Source organism: Falsiroseomonas tokyonensis (genome assembly GCF_019024325.1).
GTDB lineage: Bacteria > Pseudomonadota > Alphaproteobacteria > Acetobacterales > Acetobacteraceae > Falsiroseomonas > Falsiroseomonas tokyonensis.
Genome location: NZ_JAFNJS010000002.1, coordinates 124,118 through 148,733 on the forward strand (window position 1 = coordinate 124,118; position 24,616 = coordinate 148,733).

At 70.0% G+C, this 24,616-nt stretch carries 23 protein-coding genes (1 of these 23 only partly in view); 15 read left to right on the top strand and 8 right to left on the bottom strand.

The genetic code is table 11. The features are described 5' to 3' along the window. Positions 1-1,158 carry the 3' portion of an amidohydrolase gene (locus J3S20_RS31370; protein WP_456305689.1) on the top strand. It extends 1,002 nt beyond the left edge of the window, so only the last 1,158 of its 2,160 coding nucleotides appear in the window; its start codon lies beyond the left edge, outside the window; its stop codon occupies positions 1,156-1,158. A 10-nt stretch (positions 1,159-1,168) separates the two neighbouring features. Here the strand turns inward: J3S20_RS31370 and J3S20_RS06715 are convergent, their stop codons facing one another. The 3 genes from J3S20_RS06715 to J3S20_RS06725 form a co-directional block, all read right to left on the bottom strand. Then, on the bottom strand, positions 1,169-4,093 hold the full coding sequence (locus J3S20_RS06715; protein WP_216835683.1) for an ATP-binding protein: 2,925 nt from the start codon (positions 4,091-4,093) through the stop codon (positions 1,169-1,171). Then, the gene (locus J3S20_RS06720) at positions 4,094-5,158 is read right to left on the bottom strand and encodes a TRAP transporter substrate-binding protein (RefSeq protein ID WP_216835684.1); all 1,065 of its coding nucleotides are present in this window, start codon (positions 5,156-5,158) and stop codon (positions 4,094-4,096) included. Between the two features lie 222 nt (positions 5,159-5,380). Beyond that, a complete protein-coding gene (locus tag J3S20_RS06725) occupies positions 5,381-5,773 on the bottom strand; it encodes a hypothetical protein (protein ID WP_216835685.1) in 393 nt (130 codons plus the stop codon). A 126-nt stretch (positions 5,774-5,899) separates the two neighbouring features. Here J3S20_RS06725 and J3S20_RS06730 point away from each other — a divergent pair, with 126 nt between their 5' ends. The 11 genes from J3S20_RS06730 to J3S20_RS06780 all read left to right on the top strand — a co-directional run bounded on the left by J3S20_RS06730 (position 5,900) and on the right by J3S20_RS06780 (position 18,804). Beyond that, positions 5,900-6,643 (top strand): glycerophosphodiester phosphodiesterase family protein, encoded by a 744-nt coding sequence (locus tag J3S20_RS06730; protein ID WP_216835686.1) that lies wholly within the window; start codon positions 5,900-5,902, stop codon positions 6,641-6,643. An 87-nt stretch (positions 6,644-6,730) separates the two neighbouring features. Continuing rightward, complete coding sequence (locus J3S20_RS06735) at positions 6,731-7,546, top strand: ABC transporter ATP-binding protein (RefSeq protein WP_216835687.1); 816 nt, start codon at positions 6,731-6,733, stop codon at positions 7,544-7,546. Next, the gene (locus tag J3S20_RS06740) at positions 7,543-9,426 is read left to right on the top strand and encodes an AMP-binding protein (RefSeq protein WP_216835688.1); all 1,884 of its coding nucleotides are present in this window, start codon (positions 7,543-7,545) and stop codon (positions 9,424-9,426) included. Before J3S20_RS06735 ends, J3S20_RS06740 begins: the two co-directional genes overlap by 4 nt. 11 nt (positions 9,427-9,437) lie before the next feature. Next, the gene (locus J3S20_RS06745; protein ID WP_216835689.1) at positions 9,438-10,331 is read left to right on the top strand and encodes a branched-chain amino acid ABC transporter permease; all 894 of its coding nucleotides are present in this window, start codon (positions 9,438-9,440) and stop codon (positions 10,329-10,331) included. Between the two features lies 1 nt (position 10,332). After that, complete coding sequence (locus J3S20_RS06750; RefSeq protein ID WP_216835690.1) at positions 10,333-11,400, top strand: branched-chain amino acid ABC transporter permease; 1,068 nt, start codon at positions 10,333-10,335, stop codon at positions 11,398-11,400. A gap of 23 nt (positions 11,401-11,423) precedes the next feature. Further along, positions 11,424-12,707, top strand: coding sequence for an ABC transporter substrate-binding protein (locus tag J3S20_RS06755; RefSeq protein WP_216835691.1), 1,284 nt, complete (start codon positions 11,424-11,426; stop codon positions 12,705-12,707). Next, positions 12,704-13,543: an ABC transporter ATP-binding protein gene (locus J3S20_RS06760; protein WP_343215178.1), complete on the top strand. Its 840-nt coding sequence runs from the start codon at positions 12,704-12,706 to the stop codon at positions 13,541-13,543. The genes J3S20_RS06755 and J3S20_RS06760 overlap by 4 nt, the downstream gene beginning before the upstream one ends. Further along, positions 13,540-14,760: a phenylacetate--CoA ligase family protein gene (locus J3S20_RS06765; protein WP_216835692.1), complete on the top strand. Its 1,221-nt coding sequence runs from the start codon at positions 13,540-13,542 to the stop codon at positions 14,758-14,760. Before J3S20_RS06760 ends, J3S20_RS06765 begins: the two co-directional genes overlap by 4 nt. Continuing rightward, a complete protein-coding gene (locus J3S20_RS06770; RefSeq protein WP_216835693.1) occupies positions 14,757-16,343 on the top strand; it encodes an acyl-CoA synthetase in 1,587 nt (528 codons plus the stop codon). The genes J3S20_RS06765 and J3S20_RS06770 overlap by 4 nt, the downstream gene beginning before the upstream one ends. A 60-nt stretch (positions 16,344-16,403) precedes the next feature. Beyond that, on the top strand, positions 16,404-17,618 hold the full coding sequence (locus J3S20_RS06775) for a hypothetical protein (RefSeq protein WP_216835694.1): 1,215 nt from the start codon (positions 16,404-16,406) through the stop codon (positions 17,616-17,618). Positions 17,619-17,631: 13 nt separating this feature from the next. Then, entirely contained in the window at positions 17,632-18,804 is a 1,173-nt protein-coding gene (locus tag J3S20_RS06780) for an isovaleryl-CoA dehydrogenase (RefSeq protein ID WP_216835695.1), read from the top strand. 6 nt (positions 18,805-18,810) lie between these two features. Here the strand turns inward: J3S20_RS06780 and J3S20_RS06785 are convergent, their stop codons facing one another. Beyond that, positions 18,811-18,963, bottom strand: coding sequence for a hypothetical protein (locus J3S20_RS06785; protein WP_216835696.1), 153 nt, complete (start codon positions 18,961-18,963; stop codon positions 18,811-18,813). 114 nt (positions 18,964-19,077) lie between these two features. Between J3S20_RS06785 and J3S20_RS06790 the strand changes: the two genes are divergently transcribed. Further along, complete coding sequence (locus J3S20_RS06790) at positions 19,078-19,494, top strand: rhodanese-like domain-containing protein (RefSeq protein ID WP_216835697.1); 417 nt, start codon at positions 19,078-19,080, stop codon at positions 19,492-19,494. A gap of 3 nt (positions 19,495-19,497) precedes the next feature. Further along, complete coding sequence (locus J3S20_RS06795; RefSeq protein WP_216835698.1) at positions 19,498-19,968, top strand: DUF3237 domain-containing protein; 471 nt, start codon at positions 19,498-19,500, stop codon at positions 19,966-19,968. Here the strand turns inward: J3S20_RS06795 and pcaG are convergent. The 3 genes from pcaG to J3S20_RS06810 are packed head-to-tail and all read right to left on the bottom strand — an operon-like array spanning position 19,965 to position 22,476. After that, positions 19,965-20,582: a protocatechuate 3,4-dioxygenase subunit alpha gene (gene pcaG / locus J3S20_RS06800; RefSeq protein ID WP_216835699.1), complete on the bottom strand. Its 618-nt coding sequence runs from the start codon at positions 20,580-20,582 to the stop codon at positions 19,965-19,967. The genes J3S20_RS06795 and pcaG overlap by 4 nt on opposite strands. Further along, positions 20,579-21,283 carry a dioxygenase family protein gene (locus J3S20_RS06805; protein ID WP_216836385.1) on the bottom strand — a complete coding sequence of 235 codons (705 nt, stop codon included), beginning with the start codon at positions 21,281-21,283 and terminating at the stop codon, positions 20,579-20,581. The genes pcaG and J3S20_RS06805 overlap by 4 nt, the downstream gene beginning before the upstream one ends. After that, the gene (locus J3S20_RS06810; protein WP_216835700.1) at positions 21,283-22,476 is read right to left on the bottom strand and encodes an ATP-grasp domain-containing protein; all 1,194 of its coding nucleotides are present in this window, start codon (positions 22,474-22,476) and stop codon (positions 21,283-21,285) included. Before J3S20_RS06810 ends, J3S20_RS06805 begins: the two co-directional genes overlap by 1 nt. Here J3S20_RS06810 and J3S20_RS06815 point away from each other — a divergent pair. Continuing rightward, positions 22,467-23,327, top strand: coding sequence for a CoA-binding protein (locus tag J3S20_RS06815; protein WP_216835701.1), 861 nt, complete (start codon positions 22,467-22,469; stop codon positions 23,325-23,327). The genes J3S20_RS06810 and J3S20_RS06815 overlap by 10 nt on opposite strands. Positions 23,328-23,572: 245 nt before the next feature. On the opposite strand, the gene J3S20_RS06820 is transcribed toward J3S20_RS06815, so the two are convergent. Further along, entirely contained in the window at positions 23,573-24,553 is a 981-nt protein-coding gene (locus J3S20_RS06820; protein WP_216835702.1) for a Bug family tripartite tricarboxylate transporter substrate binding protein, read from the bottom strand. Positions 24,554-24,616: the final 63 nt, after the last annotated feature.

Below are 24,616 nucleotides of genomic sequence, written 5' to 3' on the forward strand. Positions count from 1 at the left end.
CTCCGCCTCCACCGGCACGGCGGCGGCGGTGCGGGACGACCATCCGCCGATCACCGCGGGCGAGGATTTTTCCGAGTTCCTGGCGCGCATCCCCGGCGCCTATGCCTGGCTCGGCACCGGCGACCCCGCCCATCCCGAGGGGTTCCACCACAATCCGCATTTCGACTTCCCGGACGCCGCCCTGCCGCATGGCGTGGCCTTCTGGTGCAGCCTGGTGGAGCGCGAACTGGCATGAGCCGCACGACCATCATCGATTGCGACCCGGGCACGGACGACGCCATCGCGCTCTGGCTGGCACTCGCCTCGCCGGAGCTGGATGTGCGGCTGGTGACGGTGGCGGGCGGCAATGTCGGCCTCGCCTCCACCACCGCCAATGCGCGCGCCATCGTGGGGCTGACGGGGCGGGACATTCCCGTGGTGGCCGGCGCCGAACGCTCCCTCATGGCGCCCTTCCGCTTCGAGACGGCAGTGCATGGGCAGGATGGGCTGGGCGGCGTGCAACTGCCAGCGGGTCCGCCGCTGGCGCCGGGCATCGCCGCGGATGCGATCCGCGACCTGCTGCGCGGCGCGCCGCCCGCCTCCGTCACCGTCATCGGCCTCGGCCCCGTCACCAACCTGGCGCTGGCCTTCGCGACGGAGCCGGCGCTGGTCGATCGGGTGGCGGAGATCGTGCTGATGTCCGGCGCCTGGTCCGAGGGCAACATCACCCCCGCCGCCGAATTCAACGCCTGGAACGACCCGGAGGCCCTGGCCATCCTGCTCGGACTCGGCTGCCGGCTGACCATGGCGACGCTGGACCTGACGGCCCAGGCCTTCGTGACGCCGGATGTGGTGACGGCGCTGGAGGCGCGGCCGGGCGGCGCCTGCTGGCGCGCCGCCACCGCCATCCTGCGCGCCTTGCCGCCCTCCCGCCGCATGGGGTTTCGGGGGTTCCCGCTGCACGACCCGACCGCCGTGGCCTGGCTGCTGGCGCCCGGCCTGTTCGGCGCGAAGGAGGCGCAGGCGGAGGTGGATTGCGGCCCGGGCCCCGGCCGCGGTCGCACGGTGATTGACCGCTGGCAGCGCCTCGGCCGGCCGCCCAACCTGACCCTGCTGGAAAGCCTGGAGGCGCCGGGCTTTTTCGATCTGCTGGCGGCGCGGATTTCCGCGCTGCCCTGAGGCGCCCTGGCTAGTCGCCCACGCTCTGCGCCAGCCGCACCGGGGGCCGCTGCGGGCCAGCCTGGTTCGGCGGGTTCCGGTCCAGCGGCGCCTCGATCAGCGGCAGGGTGGAAGCGGCGCTTTCCAGCACCAGGCGCAGGCTTTCGCTCGGGCTGCGCCCCGCATGCAGATCCTTCTGCAGCGCCTCCGTCACCGCGCCCAGCCGGCGGGCGCCGAGGGTGCGGGCGGCGCCCAGCATGCGGTGGGCGGCGTGGCGCAGGCGGGGGAGATCCTCGGCGATGCCGGGGGCGGAGAGGGTCTCGTAGCCGAACCGCACCTCGGAGACGAATTCCGAGATCACGACATCCGCCGTCGGGCCGAGATCCGCCGCCAGATTTCGCAGCGCCGCCTCATCCAGCAGCGGCTGCTGCGCATCGGCGGACGGGGACGTGGCGGCGCCGGGCAGCGAATCGCCGGCGGCGAGGCGGGCGACGGCGGCCAGCAGCGATTCGCGGTCGATCGGCTTGGCCAGGTGTCCATCCATGCCGGCGGCACGGCAGGCGGCCACCTGTTCGGGCAGGGCGGAGGCGGTGACGGCCAGCACCGGCACGCGGCGCCGCGCGGTATCCAGGGCACGGATGCGTCGGGTGGCCTCAAGCCCGTCCATCACCGGCATCTGGACATCCATCAGCACCACGTCATAGGCATCGCGTTCCACGGCGGCCAGGGCCTCGGCGCCATCGGCGGCGCTGTCCACCCGATGCCCGGCGCCCACCAGCATGGCACGCGCCACCATGCGGTTCGCCGCGACGTCGTCGGCCACCAGGATGCGCAGGCTGCGGCCCGGCGCGGCCAGGGTGACCTCGGTCGGCGCCGCAGTGGCCGCAGCCGCGACGGCCGGCAGCGGCACTTCCTTCAGCGGCAGTTCCACCCAGAAGCGGGCGCCCTGGCCCGTTTCGCTGTCGCAGCCGATGCGCCCGCCCATGGCGGCGGCCAGCCGGGCCGAAATCGCCAGGCCCAGCCCGGTGCCGGCGCCTTCCTGGCCGGCGACGGGGAAGAGCTGGGAGAAATCCTCGAACAGCAGGTGCCGCTTTTCCGGCGGCACGCCCGGGCCGGTGTCCTGCACCTCGATCCGCAGGCCGGCGCGGCCCTCCGCCAGGCGCATGGCGCGCAGATGCACCTGCCCGCCGGGCGGGGTGAACTTCACCGCATTGGACAGCAGGTTCAGCAGCATCTGCCGCACCCGCGTGGCATCGGCCTCCACCGCCTCCGGCGTGCCGGGGGCGATGTCCAGCGTCAGGGTCATGCCCTTGCGGTCCACCTCCGGCGCCAGCAGCCCGGCGCAGGCCTCCAGCAGCGGGCGGACGGCGACGTCGCGCAGATGCAGGTCGAGCTTGCCGGCCTCGATCTTGGACAGGTCGAGCAGGCTGTTCACCAGTTCCAGCAGGTGGCGCCCGGCCTCGTGCAGGGTCAGCACCTGGTCGCGCTGTTCCTCGGTCAGCGCCGGGTCGCGCAGCAGCACCTGGGCGAATCCGAGCACGCCGTTCAGCGGCGTGCGCAGCTCATGCGACATGCGGGCCAGGAACTGGCTCTTCGCCTCGCCGGCGGCGCGGGCATTGTCGCGCGCCTGGGCCAGGTCCTCCATGGCGCGCTTCAGCGGCGTGATATCCGTGCGGATGCCCACCGTGCCGCCATCCGGCGTGCTGCGTTCCGTGATCAGCACCCAGCGGCCATCCGGCAGCAGGCGCTCGATCGGCGGGTTGTTGGCGTGGCGCCACTGGTCCATCTCGTCGACGAAAGCTTCGATATCCCCCACCGCCTGGGGATACTGCCCGCGCTTCGCGCCCTCGCGCATGATGTCGCGGAAATGCGCGCCCGCTTTGATGAAAGGCGCGGAGATCGCGTAGAATTCCTTGTAGCGCTGGTTGCAGGCGATCAGCCGGTCGTCCGGGCCGAACATGACGAAGCCGTCCGACATGCTCTCCAGCGCATTCTCCAGCGTGGAGCGCCAGCGGGCGCGTTCCGCCTCCACCCTCTCCCGCTGCCGCAGGCCCAGCAGCAGGGCGGCGGCCAGGGCCAGCACCAGGGCCGCGAAAGCGGCGGAGACCAGCAGGCCGCGCTCGCGATCCGTGCTCCAGCCCTGCAGCGCCGCCTGCAGCTCCACCGTGGTGACGATGGACAGCGAGGGGTAGAGACTCGGCCGCACCGCAACCAGCACCGCCTGGTCGTTGAAGCGGCTGCGGGTCTGGCCCGCGGTGCTGAGCGCGGAGGAGGGCGGCGACAGGCGGCGGCCGATGCGCGTCTCGTCATGCGGCAGGGAGGCGAGGAGCGTGCCGTTATCCCGCTCCAGCGTGATGCGCAGCTCCGGCGCACTGCCGCCAACGCCCAGCAGGCTGCTGACCACCGGCACCGGAACCTCCGCGACCGCGGTCACCAGGCCCAGCACGGGCATCACCACGGGGCGGGCGAAGAACAGCGCCCATTCGCCGGTGGCCGGATTCTGTACCGGCCCGCCGATCATCAGCGTGCCGGTATTCGGCGTGGCATCGGTGAAGGCGGCGCCGAGCGGCAGCGGCAGCGGGCGGCGGCGGGAAACGGCGAGCGAGGTGGCGATGGGAATGCCATCCTCGCGCACCAGCAGGATGTCCCGGAAGGTGAAGTTCTGGTTGTTCAGCTCCCGCATCACCCGGCCGGCGGCATTGGCATCGAAGCGGCCGTCGCGGGCATAGGGGCTGAGGATGGCCGGCAGGCCCGCCAGCATCGCATCCACCTGCACGAAGCTGCGGTTGATGGAGCTTTCCACCGCGCGGCTGATGCGGTCCGCGGTATCCGCCGCGGCGCGCAGCGCCGCCTCTCGCGACCTTTCGAGCAGCATGGCCGTGGCCACCGCCTGCGCCAGCAGCAGCAGGACGACAGCGGCAAGGACGGCGAGGCGGAGGCGGCGGGCGGTCTGCATCTAATCGGGCCGGGCCCTGATGCCCAGGACCGGTGCGAGGTAGTCGTTCCAGGCATCCACGCAATCGGGCCCGCAGCGATTGACCCAGCGCGGCAGCACCACATCGGTCAGCAGGCGGCGGCGGCGTTCATTGTCGGCCTCGCTGACCGGCACCACCGTCATGTTGCCGCGGCGGCCGGCGGTGCAGCTGGGCAGGCCGGCATTGCAGGCCAGGCCTTCCCCGGTCTCGCGGTCCGCCGCATTCCAGATCTGCTGCTCCAGGTCATGGACGCCGGAGCGGATGATCGCCTGCAGGTCGGTGGGGATGGCGGCCCAGGCGGTGGCATTGGCGCCGAAGATGGAAATGCCCCAGGCCAGCGCCATGGCATGCACATGGGTGGTGATCTCGTGCAGCCCGATGGCATTGCCCGAAAGCGTGCCGGTGATGGCGCATTCCACCACGCCGCCGCGGATCGCCTGCACCACCTCGGCGAAGGGGATCACCACGGGGGTGGCGCCCAGCGCCTGCAGCATTTCCGACTGCCCGACGGAGGAGGAGCGGATGCGGCGCCCGGCGAGATCGGCGAGGCCGGAGAAGGGACGGTTGCAGAAGACGACCTGGGCGGGATAGGTGTAAATACCCAACAACTCGATCTGGTACCGCTCCCGCAGCACCTGCTCGATATGCGGGCGGAAGGCGCTGACGGTCTGGCGCAGGCTGGCCATGTCCGGCGCCAGGGCCGGCAGGTCGACCGCGTTAAATTCCGGCTCCTCAGTCGCGACGATCGCCAGCAGTGCCGTGCCGAAGGGCACGACGCCGAGCCGCATCAGCTGCAGCATTTCCTGCCCGCGGATCCCGCTGCGGTCGAAGGGCGCGATTTCCGCCTGCACGCGCCCGCTGGTCAGTTCCATGATCCGGCTGCGCCAGAAGGGCTCCTCATACCGCACGTACTGGCTGACATCGGCCAGGCCGCCGACAATCTTCAGGCGGATCGCGTGGGAATCGGCTCGCGCGGCCGAAGCGAGGGCGAGGCCGGCCAGCAGCAGGGCGAAAAGGATGGGAAAGCGGCGAAGCGCCGGCAGCATGCGTGGCTCCCTGTTGACGAGGGGCCCGGGGGATGGAAACGGGCCGCGGCGGTGCCGAGACATCGCGCGCAAGTATTATAGCAGTGACATTAACGTTCACAGCAACCCTAACGCGAGTGCGGTCGAAGGCAATCGCGTATTTTCATTCCGCACCCAGTTTCTGGGCGCTGGGCCCTGACTAAGGCCCCAAATTCAAGGCCTTGTCTCTCGCCGAGGGCGCGCTTACGCCAGCACATCCCGCAGCCAGCCCTCGGCCTCCTGCGGCAGGTCGGACCAGGCCACCCTGGGGCCGACGCTGGTCACCAGAAGCAGCCCGGTCTGGTCGAAGCCGCGCCGGGCCAGGGCGCGGCGGAAGTGGCTCAGCATATAGTCCGGCGAAAGGTCGGTGGAGACCAGGATGGCGTCACTGCCCATGGTCCAATGCGCATCAGCAATTTCCCAGACCGCATCGCGAACCGCAAGCCGCATGGCCTCGGCCTCGGCCGGTGCGGGGTCGGCGGCGGAGCTGTTTTCCGGCCGGTGGATTACGATGGACAGGGTCATGAAGCCCTCCGCACGGCAACTGCTGACCACGATATCGGCCAGCGCCTTTATGCGCTGAAGGCACGCCTGCATGCAATTATGCGCCGAAGGCAGGCCTGCATGCAATCTGGCGGCAGGCGGCCGCGGGGGGGAGGAGGCGGCCGGAGGAGGGGCGAAGGGGCTGGATTTGCCTGCGCCGCGCGGCGAGACTGCCGGGCCATGCAGCCCAAGACCCTGATCGCCAGCCACCGCGGCGGCCTGTTCCTCTGGCCCGAGAACAGCGCCACCGCCTTCCGCCACTCCGCCCGCCTGGCACTGGAACAGGCGGAATGCGACGTGCACATGACCGCGGATGCGGAGGTGGTCGTGATTCACGACGCCACGCTCGACCGCACCACCGATGCGCGCGGGCCGGTGGTGGCGCGGACCGCCGCGGAACTCGCTGCCGTGCGGGTGCGCGGCACGGCCGGGGAGGCGCCGCCGACCCTGGCCGGCTACCTGGAGATCCTGGCCGGCACGCCGGTGGCGCCGCGCATCGAGATCAAGTCCGATGCCGGCGGCCGGCCCTATCCCGGCATCGTTCCCGCCACACTGGCGCGGCTGGATGCGGCCGGGCAGCGGGGGCGCAGCTGGATCATCGGCTTCCATGCAGGCACCATGGCGGAAGTGCAGCAGGCCGGCGGCCTGGCGGGCGTCGCCTGGCTGCTGGAGCTTTCGACGCTGCGCGACATCGGTCTGCCCGGCCTGCTGGCCACCGCCAAGGCCTATGGCTTCCCCGAGGTCGGCATGCATGAAAGCGCGATCGATGCCGAGCTGGTGGGCGCCCTGCGCGGGGCCGGCATCGGCATCGGCACCTGGGGCGCCAACCACGCCCCCAGCATCCGGCGCATGCTGGGCCTCGGCGTGGACATCTTCGCCACCGACGATCCGCCACTCGCGATCGCGCTGCGCGACGCCGGCTGAGGCTTCCCAAAACACGGCGTTGCGGCGCGCCGCAAAGCCGTCCTAGGCTCCCCTCAACAAGACCGGCGTTCAGGGGAGCGCGTCCATTTGAGTGAAGAAACGCCGGATCTGGCGCCGATCCTGGCTGCGGAGGGTATCAGCCTGCGCTTCGGCGGCGTGCGGGCGCTGACCGATGTCTCTTTCGCCGTGCGCCGCGGCGAGATCTTTTCCATCATCGGCCCGAACGGCGCTGGCAAGACCTCCATGGTCAACTGCATCTCCGGCCGCTACCGGCCGACGCAGGGGCAGATCCGCTTCGACGGGCAGGACATCACCCGCCTCGGCCCCAATCGCCGCGCCGCGCTCGGCATCGGCCGCACCTTCCAGAACCTGGCGCTGTTCGGCCATATGACGGTGCTCGACAATATCATGGTCGGCCGGCACCACCTGCTGAAGTCCGGCTTCCTGCGCGGCATGCTCTATTGGGTGGGCGGTGCGCAGAAGGAGGAACTCGCGCATCGCCGCGAGGTCGAGGAGATCATCGACTTCCTGGAGATCCAGCCGGTGCGCAAGGCGGTGGCCGGCACGCTGCCCTATGGGCTGCGCAAGCGCGTGGAACTGGCCCGCGCGGTCGCCTTGAAGCCGAAGCTCATTCTCCTCGACGAACCCATGGCGGGCATGAACCTCGAGGAGAAGGAGGACATGGCCCGCTTCATCACCGACCTGAACGCCGAATGGGGCATGACCGTGCTGATGATCGAGCACGATATGGGCGTGGTGATGGACATCTCCCACCGCGTCATGGTGCTGGATTTCGGCCGCAAGATCGCGGAGGGCGAGCCGGATGCGGTGCTCGCCCATCCCGAGGTGCGCCGCGCCTATCTCGGCGAGGACGCGCTGGAAGCGGAGCCCGTGGAGGCATGAGGGCGCCGACGCTGGACACGCTGCCCAAGCTGCTGGCGCAGAATGCCCGCGAGCATGGCGCGGAGGTGGCGCTGCGGGAGAAGCAGTTCGGCATCTGGCGGTCCTTCACCTGGGCCGAATATCACGACCGCACCGGCGCCATGGCGCTCGGCCTGCGCGGCCTCGGCATCGGCGCGGGCGATGTGGTGGGGCTGATCGGCGACAACCGGCCGGACTGGGTGATGGGCGAGATCGCCGCCCATGCGGTGGGCGCGCGCAGCCTCGGCCTGTATCGCGACGCGCTGGATGAGGAGGTGGCGTATCTGCTGGCGCATGCCGGCGCGAAGCTGGTCTTTGCCGAGGATGAGGAGCAGGTCGACAAGCTGCTCAACATTTTCGACAGCGTCCCGACGCTGCGGCATGTGATCTATGCGGAGCCGCGCGGGATGCGGAAGCATGACGATCCGCGGTTGATGTCGCTGGAGGCGCTGCTCGCGGCGGGTCGTGCCTTGGAAGCCGAGCAGCCGGGGCTTTACGAGGCGCTTGTGGCGGCAACGGACGGCGAGAATATCGCGGTGCTCTGCACCACCTCCGGTACCACGGCGAGGCCGAAGCTGGCGATGCTGACCGCTGGCGCGCTGATCCGCCATTGCCGCGCCTATCTCAAGGCCGATCCGAAGGGGCCGCAGGACGAATATGTCTCCGTCCTGCCGCTGCCCTGGATCATGGAGCAGATCTACGTCCTCGGCTGGGGCTTGATCGCCCGGATGAAGGTGAACTTCGTCGAGGAGCCGGAGACGATGATGGCCGATTTCCGCGAGATCGGCCCGACCTTCGTGCTGTTTGCGCCGCGCGTCTGGGAACAGCTGGCGGCCGAGGTGCGGGCGCGGGTGATGGATGCCTCGCCGCTCAAGCGCCGCATGTTCGACCTCGGCCTGCAGATCGCGGATGGCAAGCGCTCCGCCATGGCGGACCTGCTGCTGTTCCGCGCGCTGCGCGACCGGCTGGGCTTTTCCAGGCTGCGCTCCGCCGCCACGGGTGGTGCCGCGCTGGGGCCCGAAACTTTTCGCTTCTTCCAGGCGATGGGCGTGCCGATGCGCCAGCTCTATGGCCAGACCGAGCTGCTCGGCGCCTATACCCTGCATCGGGCGGGGGAGGTGGACTTCGAAACCGTCGGCGTCGGCTTCGACGAATCCATCGAGATCCGCATCGACGCGCCCGATTCCAGCGGCGTCGGCGAAATCGTCACGCGGCACCCCAACATGTTCTCCGGCTACCTGGGCACGGAGGCACCGGCGGATATGCGCGACGGCTGGCTGCACACCGGCGATGCGGGCTACTTCGACAAGTCCGGCCACCTCGTCGTCATCGACCGCATCAAGGACATCGCCGAGACCCAGGGCGGCGATCGCTTCAGCCCGCAATACATCGAGAACAAGCTGAAATTCTCCCCCTTCGTGGCGGAGGCGGTGGTGCTGGGGGCGGGGCGGTCGCACCTGGCCGCCATGATCTGCATCCGCTTCCCCATCGTCAGCAAATGGGCGGAGCGCAACCGCATCGCCTTCACCACCTATTCGGACCTGGCGGCGCGGCCGCAGGTGCTGGACCTGCTGCGGGAGGAAGTGGCGAAGGTCAATGCACGCCTGCCGCCGGCGCAGCAGCTGCGGGAATTCGTGCTGCTCTACAAGGAGCTGGACGCGGATGACGGGGAGCTGACCCGCACCCGCAAGGTCCGCCGCGGCGTGATCGCGGAGAAATACGGCGAGATCATCGATGCGATCTACTCGGGTGCGGAGAGCATCCCGGTGGACACCACCATCGCCTTCCAGGACGGCACGACGCAGCGCATCCGCACCACGCTCGCCGTGATCCGCACCGAAGCCGCGCTGGCAGCGGCCTAGAGGACCCCCGCATGGACACGTCGCTGCTGCTGCAACTGACGCTGAACGGGCTGATCGTCGGCATGCTCTATGGCGTGGTCGCGATGAGCTTCGTGCTGATCTACAAGGCGTCCCAGGTGGTGAACTTCGCGCAGGGCGAGTTCCTGCTGGTGGGCGCCTGGGTCTGCTGGTGGTTCCTGACGGAATGGCAGCTGCCCTTCTATGCGGGATTCGCCTTCACCCTGGTCTTCATGATGCTGTTCGGCCTGGTGCTGCAGGTGGTGGTGCTGCGGCCGCTGATCGGGGAGCCGGTGATCAGCGTCATCATGGCGACCATCGGCCTCGGCATCTTCTTCCAGGCGCTGATGAAGTGGATCTTTGGCGTCTTCGCCAAACCCTTCCCGCCGATCTTCGCGATGGAGCAGGTGCGGGTGCTGGGGCTGGAGGTGCAGACGGTGTACCTGGCAAGCCTCGGCGTCTCGCTGCTGATCATGGCGGGGTTCGGATGGTTCTTCAAAGCCTCCAAGCACGGGCTGGCGATGCGGGCGACGGCCTTCGACCAGCAGGTGGCGCAATCGCTCGGCGTTTCGGTGCCCAAGGTGTTTGCGATGTCCTGGGCGATCTCGGCGGTGGTCTCTGCGGTCGCCGGCGTGGTGGTGGGCGTGGTGAACGGCGTGTCCAGCGCGCTGTCTTTCTACGGCATCAAGGTTTTTCCGGCGGTGATCCTGGGCGGCTTGGATTCCATCCTTGGCGCGGTGCTCGGCGGTGTCATCGTCGGGCTGCTGGAGAACTGGGCGCATTACATCGACAGCCAATGGCTCAACTGGGGCAACATGTTCCAGATCGCGCCCTTCTACGGGCTGGTGCTGATCCTGCTGATCAAGCCCTACGGGCTGTTCGGCACCAAGAATATCGAGCGCGTGTAGCATGACCGCGCTCACCCCCTGCGGCGATTGGCGCGCCAGCTACCGTGCCGACACCACCATCTTTCCCACGCGCAACAGCCGCATCGCGCTGCTGCTGGGCATCCTGCTTCTCTGCTGCGCGCCCCTTGTGTTCGGGCGGTTCGAGCTGTCGCTGCTGATCAATATCGGCTTCCTCGGCATCGCCGCACTCGGCCTGAACATCCTGGTGGGCTTCACCGGGCAGATCAGCATCGGGCACGCGGCCTTCTTCGGCCTCGGCGCCTTCGTCTCCGCCTATCTGCATGAGCGCTACCATGTGCCGGTGCTGCTCTGCATCCCGCTGGCCGGCATCTTCACGGCCTTCATCGGGCTGATCTTCGGCGCCCCTGCGGCGCGGCTGAAGGGGCTGTACCTGGCCATCGCGACGCTCGCCGCGCAGTTCATCCTGGAGGACTTTTTCGCCCGCGCGCAGTGGTTCACCGGCGGCGTGGCGGGGCGGATGACGGAGAGCCCCGTGCTCTTCGGCTTCGCCTTCGATCGGGACGAGAGCTACTTCTACCTGACGCTCGCCTGGGTCATCATCATGTTCACGGCGGCCGCGAACCTGATGCGGTCCCGCGACGGGCGGGCGCTGGTGGCGGTGCGGGACCACTACCTGTCCGCCGAGATGATGGGCATCAACCTGGCCTATTACCGCACGCTGAGCTTCGGCATTGCGAGCCTCTATGCCGGCATCGGCGGCGCGCTCTATGCGCACTACCTGCTGTTCGCCTCGGTCGAGGCCTTCAATATCCTGTTCTCCATCCAGTTCCTCGGCATGGTCATCATCGGCGGGCTGGGCAGCGTGATGGGCAGCCTGATGGGCGCGGCCTTCATGGTGATGCTGCCGGAAGTCACGCAGATGGGCGCGGACCTGCTGGCCGGCAGCAGCATCGACCGCGCGCTGAAGCTCGGCGCCAGCATCTCCTTCCTGCGGGAGATGGTGGTGGGGGCCGCGATCATCCTGTTCCTGATCTTCGAGCCCGACGGGCTCGCAAGGCGTTGGCGCCTGATCAAGGCGTATTGGAAGCTCTACCCGTATTCGCATTGAACCAAAGGGGAGGAACGAAGACAATGAAGATGCAGATCCTGGCTGGCGCCGCGACGATCGCTCTTACGCTGCCGGTCGCGGCGCAGCCGATTCCCATCGGCCATCTGATGGACAATTCCGGCGCCACCAGCGATGTGGGCCAGCCCTATGGCCAGGGCGTCGCGGATGCGTTGGCCTGGGTGAACAGCCGGCGCAATGGCGTGGCGGGGCGGCCCATCAATGTCTCCGGCTTCGATTACGGCTATGCCGCGCCACGCGCCGTCAGCCAGTACCAGTCCTGGACCGGGCGCACGCGCGTCGTCGCCATCCAGGGCTGGGGCACCGCGGATACGGAGGCGCTGGTGCGCTTCGTCACCCGCGACCGCATCCCCTATATCAGCGGCTCCTATTCCGCCGCGCTGACCGATGCGGCCGGGCAATCCGGGCGCCAGGGGGTGGAGGCCGCGCCCTACAACTTCTTCTACGGCCCGTCCTACTCCGACGCGCTGCGCGGCATGCTGCAATGGGCGGCACAGGATTGGCGGGCGCGCGGCCAGCAGGGGCGGCCGAAATACGTCCATATGGGCGCCAACCACCCCTATCCGAATTCGCCCAAGGCGGCCGGAGAGGCGCTGGCCGCGGAGCTCGGCTTCGAGGTGCTGCCCGCGATCCAGTTCGCGTTGACGCCGGGCGATTACACGGCGCAATGCCTGACGCTGAAGAATGCCGGCGCCAACTACGCCTATCTCGGCAATACCGCGGGCTCCAACATCTCCGTGCTGCGCGCCTGCCAGACCGCCGGCGTGCAGGTCCAGTTCATGGGCAATGTCTGGGGCATGGATGAGAATGCGATGAAGGCCGCCGGCACGGCGGCGAATGGCGTGGTCTTCCCGGTCCGCACCGGCGCCGTCTGGGGCGGCGACGCACCGGGCATGGCGCAGGTGCGGGAGATCAGCCGCGTGTCCGACAGCGCCGGCACCGCCTACCGCCCAGTGCACTACATCTCCGGCATCTGCTCCGCCATGCTGATGGTGGAGGCCATGGAGACGGCCGCGGAAGGCGGCGGCCAGGTGACGGGCGAGCGCATCCGCGATGGCTTCTACGCGCGCCAGAACTGGGTGCCGCGCGGCTTCGAGGGCGTGTGCAATCCCTCCACCTATACGCCGCAGGATCATCGCGGCACGCTGCGCGTGGCCCTCTACCGCGCCAGCGTCAGCGGCGACACGACCCAGGGCAGCGTGGCGGAGCTGATGCAGGCGGGCACGATGAAGATCGAGAATATCGCGACCATCGACCTCGAGCGCCGCCGCGACTGGCTCGGCTGGTGAGCCAGGCGCTCGCCACCCCTCCGCCGGCGGCAAGGCCGGCGGAGGACCTTCTGCTGGAGGTGAACAATATCGAGGTCGTCTATAGCGACGTCATCCTGGTGCTGCGCGGTCTGTCGCTGGCCGTGCCGCGCGGGAAGATCGTGGCGCTGCTGGGGGCGAATGGCGCGGGCAAGTCCACCACGCTGAAGGCCATCTCCGGCCTGCTGAAATCCGAGGATGGCGAGATCACGCGGGGCGATATCCGCTTCGCCGGCGAGCGTTTGAACGGCGTGGAGGCGCATCAGATCGTCCGCCGCGGCATCTTCCAGGTGATGGAGGGCCGGCGCATCGTCAGCGACATGACCTGCCTGGAGAATTTGCGCCTCGGCGCCTTCACGCGCAGCGACAGCGCGGAGATCCGGCGCGATATCGAGATGGTCTATGGCTACTTCCCGCGGCTGAAGGAGCGCACGGGGCTGGCCGGCTATCTCTCGGGCGGGGAGCAGCAGATGCTGGCGATCGGCCGCGCGCTGATGGCGCGGCCGAAGCTGATCCTGATGGACGAACCCTCCATGGGCCTCTCGCCGCTGCTGGTGAAGGAGGTCTTCGGCATCATCCGCCAGCTCAACGCCGATCTCGGCATCACCATCCTGCTGGTGGAGCAGAATGCGCGCATGGCGCTGTCCGTCGCCAGCCATGGCTATGTGATGGAGCAGGGCAAGGTCGTGCTGGATGGCAGCGCGGAGGATCTGGCGAACAACGAGGACGTGAAGGAATTCTACCTCGGCGGCCACGGCGCCGAACGCAAATCCTTCCGCAACCTGAAATCCTACAAGCGACGGAAGCGGTGGCTGTGACCGGGTTCTTCGACGATCGCGAAACCCGCAGCGCCGACCAGCGCGCGGCCGAAAATGCGCAGCGCCTGGTGCGGCAGGTGGCGCATGCGAAGCGCCAGGCGCCGGCCTATGCGGCGATGCTGGCGGATCTCGACCCGCAGGAGGTGACGCTGGCGGCGCTGCCCGTCACGCGCAAATCGGATCTCATCGCCGCGCAGGCGGAAGCCCCACCCTTCGGCGGCTTCACCGCGCTGCCTCTGGCCGATGTGCCGCGCGTCTTCGCCTCCCCGGGCCCGATCCATGAACCGCAGGGCGCGGGCGCCGATCCCTGGCGCTATGCCCGCGCCCTGCATGCCACGGGGCTGCGGCGCGGCATGCTGCTGCACAACTGCTTCGCCTATCACTTCACGCCCGCGGGCATGATGCTGGAGGAAGGCGCGCGGGCGCTCGGCTGCCCGGTCTTTCCCGCGGGGCCGGGCAACACGGAAAGCCAGGCCCGCGCGGCGGCGCATCTCAAGCCCGCCTGCTACAGCGGCACGCCGGATTTTCTCAAATCCATCCTGGAGGCCGGCGATGCGCTGGGCCTCGACCTTTCCTCGCTCAGGCTCGGCCATGTCACGGGTGGCGCCTATCTGCCGGCGCTGCGCCAGTTCTACGCCGCGCGCGGCCTCACCGTCCGGCAGAGTTACGGCACCGCGGATCTCGGCCTGATCGCCTATGAGTCCGAGGCCGGGGAGGGGCTGATCTGCGACGAGGATGTGCTGGTGGAAATCGTCCGCCCCGGCACCGGCGACCCACTGCCGGAAGGCGAGGTGGGAGAGGTGCTGGTCACCACCTTCTGCGCCACCTATCCGCTGCTGCGCTTCGCCACCGGCGATCTTTCCGCCGTGCTGCCCGGCGCCTCGCCCTGCGGGCGCACCAATATGCGCATCAAGGGCTGGATGGGCCGCGCCGACCAGGCGGCGAAGGTGCGCGGCATGTTCGTCCGCCCGGAACAGGTGGCGGAGGTGTTGCGCGCGCATCCGGGCCTGGGCCGCGCGCGGCTGGTCATCGGGTTGGACGAAACGCGCGACACCATGCTGCTGCGCGTGGAGACACCGGTGCGCGATGCGTCCCTGGTCCAGAATCTTTCCGCCACGCTGCAATCTGTCACGCGCCTGCGCGGCACAGTCGAACTGCTGGAACCCGGCGCCCTGCCGAATGATGGCAAGGTGATCGACGACACGCGCCCGGCATGAGCTTCGCCTGGAACATCCCCGCCCGCTGCAATATCGCGGAGGAAGCCTGCGACCGCTGGGCCGATGGCAGCGGCCGCCTGGCGCTACTGCATCTCGATGGCGACCGTGTCGAACGCATCAGCTTCGACGAGCTGCACCGCCGCTGCTGCCGCCTGGCCAACGCTTTCCTTGCCCATGGCATCACGCGCGGCGACCGCATCGGCGTGCTGCTTCCGCAGGGGCCGGAGGCGGCGGTGGCGCATCTCGCCGCCTATCGCATCGGCGCCATCGCCGTGCCGCTTTTTCTTCTGTTTGGCGAGGAGGCGCTGCGCTTTCGTCTCGCGGATTGCGGCGCCACTGCGCTGGTCACGGACCAGGACGGCCAGGCCAAGCTCGATAGCCTACGCGCCACGCTGCCCGCATTGTCAAAGGTCTTTGCCATCGGTGGCGGCACCGGCGCGCTGGATCTCGCAGCCGAGATGGCGCGAGCGCGCGACAGCCATGCCTGCCTCGCCACCGGCCCCGACGACCCCGCCCTCATCATCTACACCAGCGGCACCACCGGCAGCCCGAAGGGCGCGCTGCATGCGCATCGTGTGCTGCGCGGCCATCTGCCCGGCGTGGAATGGCCGCATGACGGCTTCCCGCAGCCCGGCGACCTGTTCTGGACGCCCGCCGACTGGGCCTGGATCGGCGGGCTGCTCGACGTGCTGCTGCCCAGCCTGTTCCACGGCGTGCCGGTGCTGGCGCATCGCATGCAGAAATTCGATCCGGAATTCTGCTTCGACCTTATGGCGCGGCATGGCGTGCGCAACGCCTTCCTGCCGCCCACCGCGCTGCGCATGCTGCGCGGCGTGGCGAACCCCGGCCGCTTCGGCCATCGCCTGCGCAGCGTGGGCTCGGGCGGGGAGACGCTGGGGGCGGAGATGCTGGATTGGGGCCGCAGCGCCTTCGACCTGACGATCAACGAATTCTACGGCCAGACCGAATGCAACCTGATCGTCGCCAATTCGGCGCAGCTGTTTCCCGTGCGCCCCGGCGCCATGGGCCGCGCGGTGCCGGGCCATGAGCTGGCGATCCTGGATGCCGAGGGCCAGCCCCGGCCCGATGGCCAGCAGGGCGTGCTGGCCGTGCGCGCACCCGACCCGGTGATGTTCCTGCGCTACTGGAACAACCCCGCGGCAACCGCGGCGAAATTCCACGGCGACTGGCTGCTGACCGGCGACCAGGCGGTGCGGGATGGCGAGGGCCTCTTCACCTTCATCGGCCGCGACGATGATGTCATCACCTCCGCCGGCTACCGCATCGGCCCCGGGGAGGTGGAGGACTTCCTGCTCACCCATCCCGCCATCGCCCAGGCCGCCGTCATCGGCCTGCCCGATGCGCTGCGCACGGAACGTGTCACCGCCGTGCTGGTGCTGCGGCCAGGCTTCGCCCCCAGCCCGGCGCTGGTGGCGGAGATCCAGGCGCAGGTGCGCGCGCGCCTGGCCGCGCATCTCTATCCGCGGCAGATCGAATTCGTCGATGCGCTGCCGCAGACCGCCACCGGCAAGATCATGCGCGGCGCGCTGCGGGCGCGCTTCGCCGTAACGGCGGCATCGTGAGCGGCAGGCGCGATTCCCCCATGGCAGACTCCCGGCTCCCGCAACAGCCGGAGCCCTCTGATGCGTCGCCTTCTCCTCGCCGCCCTGCTGCTTCCGCCGGCCGCCCTGGCCGAGACCCTCGACGGCATCTCCTTCGAGGCGCCGGCAGGCTGGCAGCGGCAGGAGCAGCGCGGCGGGCTGGTCTTCACACGGCCGCTGCCGGCCGAGCCCGGGCGCCGCGCCGCGCGGCCCGGCAATGCGATGATCGTGCTCCGCCGCCCAGGCCCCGCCACTGGGGATTTCGAGGCGGCGATGAATGGCTGGGCGCGCGCGCCGGAACAGCTGGCGGAGGCGCGCCCCCGCCGCCGCGATGGGGAGACGTTGGAAGGCGGAAGGTTCCGCATCGAGGAACGCAGCGGCAGCCGCCCGACGCTCCGCGCCGTGCATATCGGGCTGGAACAGCAGGGCCGGCGCGTGCTGCTCGCGCTGCTGCTGGTGAACCCGCCGCGAGAGGCCGGGCGGGCGGCGCGCCAGGACTTCGCCGCCATGGTGCGATCGCTGCGCCTGAATGGCGATGGCCGCGGCTTCGTGCTGGATCCGCCACGTGGCGGCGGCGCGAAGCTGGAGGGGCATTTCACGCGCATGCAGACCGGCGTGGTGCCCAATGCCTTCGGCGGGATGGATTTCCGCGCCGATATGCGCAGCCTGACCTTCTCGCCCGACGGGCTGTTCCGCAGCGACCCGCCCGCCGCCCAAAGCCTGGCGGAGGCCTGCGCCGCCGAACCGCGTGGCTGCGGCACCTATACGCTCTCGGGCGGCACCATCACGCTGCGCGAGGTGGAGGACGAATTCGGCCGCGTCAGCCGCCGCACCCTGCCCATCGCGCGGCAATCCAACGGCATCACGCTGGATGGCGCCAATTGGCGCCGCGTGGAGCCCTTCGCGCCCGGCACGCGGCTGGACGGGCTCTGGCGCCATACCTTCGCCAGCAGCGGCAGCACCGCCTTCTCCAGCGGCTCCGTCGCGGTGGAGCGCAGCCTGGCCCTGTCGCGCGACGGCAGCTATCGCCGCACCGGCTGGTCCGGTGCCAGCAGCACCTCCGAGGTCGGGGGCGGCCGCAGCGGCGTCACCACCAGCGCGCCGCGGCGCGACAGCAGCGGCCGCTACGAGCTTTCCGGCCATGTGCTGCTGCTGCGCGACGAGGCGGGGCGCGAGGAGCGGCTTTCGATCTTCCGCGGCGACCCCGATTCGGAAAACCTGCTGGTGATCAACGGTCAGAACTACCTTCGACGATGAGAGGAGAAGCGCGATGATCTCCAACCGCATGCCCATGCTGGACTTCGACCTGGGCGAGGAGATCGACGCGCTGCGCCACAGCGTGCGCGGCTTCGCCGAGGACCGCGTCGCCCCCATCGCCGCCGAGATCGACCGCACGGATGAATTTCCGCGCTACCTCTGGCCGGAGATGGGCGCGCTCGGCCTGCACGGAATCACGGTGGAGGAGGAGCATGGCGGCGCCGGCATGGGCTATCTCGCCCATTGCGTCGCGATGGAGGAGATCTCGCGCGCCAGCGCCAGCGTCGGCTTGAGCTACGGCGCGCATTCGAATCTCTGCGTCAACCAGATCCGCCGCAACGGGACGGAGGACCAGAAGCGGCGCTACCTGCCGAAGCTGATCAGCGGCGAGCATCTCGGCGCGCTGGCGATGAGCGAACCCTCCGCCGGGTCCGACGTGGTCTCGATGAAGCTGCGCGCGCAGAAACGCGGCGACCGCTGGGTGCTGAACGGCACCAAGCTCTGGATTACCAATGCGCATTACGCCGAGACGCTGGTGGTCTATGCCAAGACGGACCCCGAGGCCGGGCCGAAGGGCATCACTGCCTTCCTGATCGAGCGCGATTTCGCGGGTTTCCGCCCCGCCCAGAAGCTGGACAAGCTCGGCATGCGCGGCAGCCCGACCAGCGAGCTGGTCTTCGAGGATTGCGAGGTGCCGGAGGAGAATGTGCTGGGCACGGTCGGTGGCGGCGTGCGCGTGCTGATGTCCGGCCTGGATTACGAACGCGCCGTGCTGGCCGCCGGCCCCATCGGCATCCTGCAGGCCTGCCTCGACCTGGTGGTGCCCTATATCCATGACCGCAAGCAGTTCGGCCAGGCGATCGGGGAATTCCAGTTCATCCAGGGCAAGGTGGCGGACATGTACACGGCGCTGAATGCCAGCCGCGCCTATGTCTATGCCGTGGCGCGCGCCTGCGACCGGGGACACGCCAGCCGCAAGGATGCCGCCGGCGCCATCCTGTTTGCCGCGGAGGCCGCCACCAAGGCGGCGCTGGATGCCATCCAGATCCTCGGCGGCAATGGCTATATCAACGAATACCCGGCCGGGCGCCTGCTGCGCGACGCCAAGCTGTATGAGATCGGCGCCGGCACCAGCGAGATCCGCCGCCTGCTGATCGGCCGCGAGATCTTTCGCGAGACGGCGTAGCGCGCCTTACAGGCGGAAGTAGCCGGCCAGCGCCATGATGGTGAAGACGGTCAGGCCGGCGGTCGCGATGATCCAGGGCAGGTCCTGCTTGAAGGCCTCGCTCTTCGAATCGACGATCTTCCGACCCATGTGGTCGTGCGTCTCTTGCGTCTCGGACATGATGTGATCTTCCCCTTGCTCAGTCCGCGCATGGCAGGGCGCGGTGCCTCATGGTTGTCCCGCAGCCGGCCAGACCCCATCCTCCCAAAATATCAAACTGACGGAGAGGAAGCCATGCCCGGTGTTCCCGATGTAACCCCCCGCGCCGCCTACCAGGCCCTGGCCGAGGATCCCGACGCCATGCTGGTGGACGTGCGCACCGACGCCGAATGGAACTTCGTCGGACTACCGGACCTGAACGAGATCGGCAAGCAGGTCACGCTGATCCCCTGGCAGGTCTATCCCAGCATGCAGGTCAACGGATCCTTCGTGGAGCAGCTGCACCGCGCCGGCGCCTCGCCCCTGTCCAAACTCTATTTCATCTGCCGTTCAGGCGCCCGCAGCCTGGCCGCCGGGCAGGCGGCGCAGCAGGGCGGTTTCCCGCATGCCTTCAACGTGGCCGATGGCTTCGAAGGCCCGGTGGATGCGGAAGGGCATCGCGGCGGCATGGCCGGCTGGAAGGCCGACGGCCTGCCCTGGCGGCAGCGCTGAGCCATGCCCATCGAACGGATGCCGTTGAACTCGGATTTCCTCTTCCGCCTGGAGCTGACGGTGGATGTCCCGCAGGTGATCGGCGCTGGTCCGATCGGCGAAAGGCGGGTGGCGCAGATCACCGGCGGGCGCTTCTCCGGCCCCGGCCTGGCCGGCAAGGTACTGCCGGGCGGGCAGGACTGGCTGGTGACGCAATCGGATGGCGGCACGCGGCTCGATGTCCGGGTGGTGCTGCAGGCCGATGACGGGCAGATGATCGGCGCCACCTACCAGGGCATCCGCCACGCCCCGCCCGAGATCGCCGCACGCCTGGCCGCCGGGGAGGAATTGCAGCCCGGCAGCTACTACATGCGCGTCGCCATGCGCTTCGAGACCGGGCCAGGGCCGAATGAGTGGCTGAACCGGGTGCTGGCCGTGGGCGTCGGGCATCGCCCGGCCAGCGGTCCGGTCTATGACGTCTACGCCATCCTCTAATCCTCGAAGAAGGGCGTTTCCGTCGCGGCGTCGCCGCGCAGCAGCAGGTCCAGGCTGAAGCGCGGCGCGCCATCCTCCGCCAGCCCATCGGGCTGGGCCACCAGCAGCGGGCGCAGCGCCTCCGGCAGGCTGGCCAGCACCGGGTCCGCCGCATTGGCCTCGGCGAAGGCGGGCAGGAAGATGGTGGTGGCGAGCCGCCCCATGATGCCGCTGCCGATGATCGCCAGGTTGATGTGTGGCGCGCGCGGGCCGGTCGCATCCCGATAGGCGCCGGGGATGATGGTGCGGAAGGCGAAGCGGCCCTCCGCATCCGTCCAGGCGCGGCCCCAGCCATGGAAGCCGGGATCCGCCTGCTGCCAGTCCGGGTCCCGCGGATGGCGGAAGCGGCCCGCCGCATCGGCCTGCCAGGCCTCCAGCACCGCATTCACGCAAGGCCCGCCGCCTTCCTGCAGCACGCGGCCGGTGAGCCACATGGGCGCGCCCTGCGCCGTGGGCGGTGCATCGGGCGCCATGCGCGTCAGGTCGTTGTCGCCCTCCCGGAAGAAGGTGTTGGGGAAGAAGGGGCCGATGGTGGCCCAGGCGGTGGGCACCAGCGGGGCGTTGGGGCGGCTCACAGCGGCGGAGTCGCGTGGCGGCCACGCAGCACCAGGTCATGCGTGTAGCCGAGCCAGTCACCCGCGATCTCCGTGGGCAGCACGCTGGCGGCGATGCAGCGCGCGCGCGCCGCCAGGTCCGGCACGGAGTTCAGGATGCGGTCCAGCCCGTTCAGCGGATCGCCCGGGAAATACATCTGCGTCACCAGCCGCATCAGCGAACCCGGGCCGAGGACCGAGATATGGATATGCGGCGGCCGCCACCAGCGGCCGCTATCCGGCACCGGATAGGCGCCTGGCTTGATGGTGAAGAAGCCGTAGCGCCCTTGCGCGTCGCTGCGCGTGCGGCCATTGCCGATGAAATTTGGATCGAGCGGCGCGTCGCGCTGGTCGATCGGGTGGAAGTAGCGGCCCCCCGCATTGGCCTGCCACAGCTCCACGATGGCGCCCGCCACCGGCCGCCCATCCTCGTCCAGCACCCGCCCGCCGACATGGATCAGCTGCCCCTGCGCCGCCCGCCCGGGCGCCAGCATCGCCAGGTTGTCATCCCCCGGCCGCAGTTTTTGCGAGAGGTCCAGCGGACCGGTCAGCTCCGTCCGCGTCAGCACCCGCCGGAACGGCGCGCGGGCCGGGTTGCGGCGCTGCGTGTTCGGGTAGCCCGGGATCGGCACCACCGGCTGCGTCGCCGGGTCCAGCGGGTCGAAGCGGTCCGGATGCTGCATCACGCTGTCCTCCCGGGGCGGATTGCTGCCGCCAATTGTCGCACCAGCGCATGCGGATCGGCCTCCAGCGCTGTCACGCCCACCGCGGCCAGCTCCGCCGCCGCCTGCGCCATGGAATAGCCCGCCAACGCCGCATGTCCCGCCGCCAGCCCGACGAACAGCGGCTTCGGCGAGGGCCGTTCGCGCAGTGAGGCCGCCAGCGCCTCCACCCGCCCGCGCAAGGGGCGGGAGGCGAGGGTGGTGTAGAACAGCACCGCCTCGATCTCCGGCCGCTGCGCCATCTCGAAGGCGATGGCGAAGCGCTGCGGCGCGGTCTCCGCCGGGCCGCCCTGGGCATTGTCCATGAAGCAGGCCGCGGGGCAGCCGGCATCGCCCAGAAGGTCCAGCATCATCATGCCGAGACCCGCCCCGGCGGTGACCATCGCCACGCGCCCGCCAGGGATCTCCACCATCTGGAAGCCCTCATCCCGCGCCCGGCGCTCCAGCGGCGTCATCGCCGCGGCCTCCAGCCCCGCCGAGAGCGCCGTCGCCTCCGCATCGTGCCGGAACCCTGCCGCCTCATCCCGCACCGCTTTGCAGTCGCAGGCCACCAGTCTGCCATCAGCGAGCCGCGCCAGCGGGTTGATCTCCAGGCTTTCGAGATCCTCCGCCACCATCACCCGCGCCAGCCGCACCACCATCCGCGCCAGCCGTGCCGCCAGATCCGGCGCGAAGGCGCCGCGCAGCATCCGCAGGCTGTCCGCCAGCGCCGCCGCGGCTTCCGGTGCCACATGCCAGCGCAGCGGCGGCGCGCCCGCCTCCACCTCCACGCCACCCTCCGGCGCACAGAGCACCTCGATGGCCTGCGCCGTGCCATCGACCCGCAGCGCCAGGAAGATCTCCTGCGCGATCGGCACCGGACGCTCCAGCAGCAGCGGCGCCGCGGCATCGCCCAGCCGCGCGCGAATGTCCTGCGCCAAGGCCGCGGGCGCTCCCCGCTGCACCAGGCCGCGCTTGCCGCGCCCGCCCTCCAGCACCTGCGCCTTCACCACGGCGTCGTCCCAGCCGGGCCGCAGCGCCTCCCGCAGCAGCACCCCCTCCGGCACCGCCAGGCCATGACGCCGGAGCGCCGTCTTGCCGTCCCACTCCGTCAGCCGCATCGTGACGCCCAACCGCCCGTCGCCAAAAAACCCGTCCGAGACGAATGAACCCAAGCTTCCTGCACGCACCGCCGCGGCGCGTCGTCATCATCAACCCGACGGGACGCTACGCAAGTGCCCAGGTCGCCGCCATGCGCGCCGCCGGCACCGCCCTTATCGCCGGCATCGCCCCCGGCCGCGGCGGCACCACGCTGGACGGGCTGCCGCTGCTCGACGACCTCTCCCAACTCGATGCCCCCGCCGACGCCGCCGTGCTCTACACCCCACCCGAGGGCGTGCTCGACGCCGTCCGCGCCTGCATCGCCGGACGCATCCCTCTCATCGTCGCCGCCGCCGAATACGTGCCGGTGCACGACAGCCTGAAAGCCGCCCAGGAAGCCCGCGCCGCCGGAAGCTGGCTCATCGGGCCCAACACCCTCGGCCTCTGCATCCCCGGCCAGACCCTGCTCGGCTCCATCGCCCCGGAATTCTGCACCCCGGGCCACATCGCCCTGCTCTGCCGCAGCGGCACCCTGACCCTGGCGCTCGCCCGCCTCCTCACCGAAGCCGGCCTCGGCCAGTCCGCCGTCATCCATATGGGCGGCGACCTCGTCATCGGCCGCAACCCGCACGAATACCTGGCTCCCCTGGCCGCGGACCCGAACACCCGCGCCATCCTCCTCTGCGGCGAACTCGGCGGCGACAAGGAATACGCCCTGGCCGAGGCACTCCCCACCCTCAACAAGCCCCTCATCGCCCTCATCATGGGCCGCCACGCCCCCGCCGGCACCCGCATGGGCCACGCCGGCGCCCTTGCCGGCGCCGACCGCGAAACCGCGCACGCCAAGCTGGACGCCCTGCGCCAGGCCGGCGCCATCGCGGTCGAGAGGCCGGAGCAGGCGGTCGCGGCCCTGGCGGAGTTGTAGGGCGCGCGGGTGGTGCGAGAGGGGCTTTGCCCCCCTCGCGCTCCCCCCACGAAGGGTCAGTGGACCCTTCGAACCCCGGTATGGAGGAGCAGGGGGGAGGAGGGGCATCGCGGGCGTGCCGGGACAGGCGGTTGCGCCGCGCCCCTCCTCCCCCCTGCTCCTGAATGGGATTCCAAAGGGACCACTGTCCCTTTGGTGGGGGGCGCCGGGGGGCAAAGCCCCCTGGCAACCACCCGCGCCGACCCTCACTCCGTCCGGATCCCCGCCCGCTGCACCACCTCTCGCCACTGTGGCACTTCCTTGCGCAGGCGGTCGGCCAGGCGGGTGGGGCCGTCGAGCAGCAGTTGTGCGCCGCTTTCTTCCATGCGGGTGGCGAGGGGGGTGCCGCGGGCGAGGGGGGCGACTTCGCGGGCCAGGCGGTCGACCACTTCGGGTGGTGTGTTGCGGGGGCCGAACATCGCGTACCAGATGCTCATGTCGTAGCCGGGCACGGCTTCGGCGATGGCCGGGGTATCGGGCAAAGCGGGGCTGCGGGTGCCGCTGGTGACGGCGATCGCTTTCAGGCGGCCGTCGCGGACGTGGATCAGGGCTTCGATGGTGCCGATCACCAGCAGGTCGGTATCGCCGGCGTAGAGGGCGTTGATGGCCTGGCCGGCGCCGCGATAGGGCACGTGCAGCAGGTCGATGCCGGCGCGCACGCCGAGCAGGGCGCCGCCGAGATGGGTGGTCGCGCCGACGCCGGAGGATGCGTAGCTGATGGCGCCGGGCCGGGCTTTGGCGCGGGCGATCAGGTCCGCCAGGTCCTTGATCGGGTGGTCGGGTTTCGCCAGCAGCACCATGGGCGCTTCGCTGACCATGGTGATCGGCACCAGGTCGCGGAACGGGTCGTAGCCGGGGTTGGACATCAGCGCCGGCACGATGGCGACGGAGGAGGTGGTGAAGAGCAGCGTGTGCGGGTCGTTGGCCTGCACCACGGCCTGCACGCCCAGCGCCCCGCCGGCGCCGGGCCGGGTTTCCACCACCACGGGCTGGCCGAGTGTGTGGCCGAGCGAATCCGCGATGAATCGGGCCGGCACTTCCACCGGGCCGCCGGCGGCGAAGGGCACGATGAAGCGGACCGGCCGGCTGGGCCAGGCGGCCTGGGCGCGCGCGGGCCTGGTGAGGAAGGGCAGCCCGAGCGTGGCGAGGCCAAGCCCGGCCAGGCTGTCCCGGCGGGTGATGCGCATGGTTTTCGTCTCCATCCCTTACCGTTGACAGCATCAACCACTTGCGCCCAGAAGCGCAAGCGT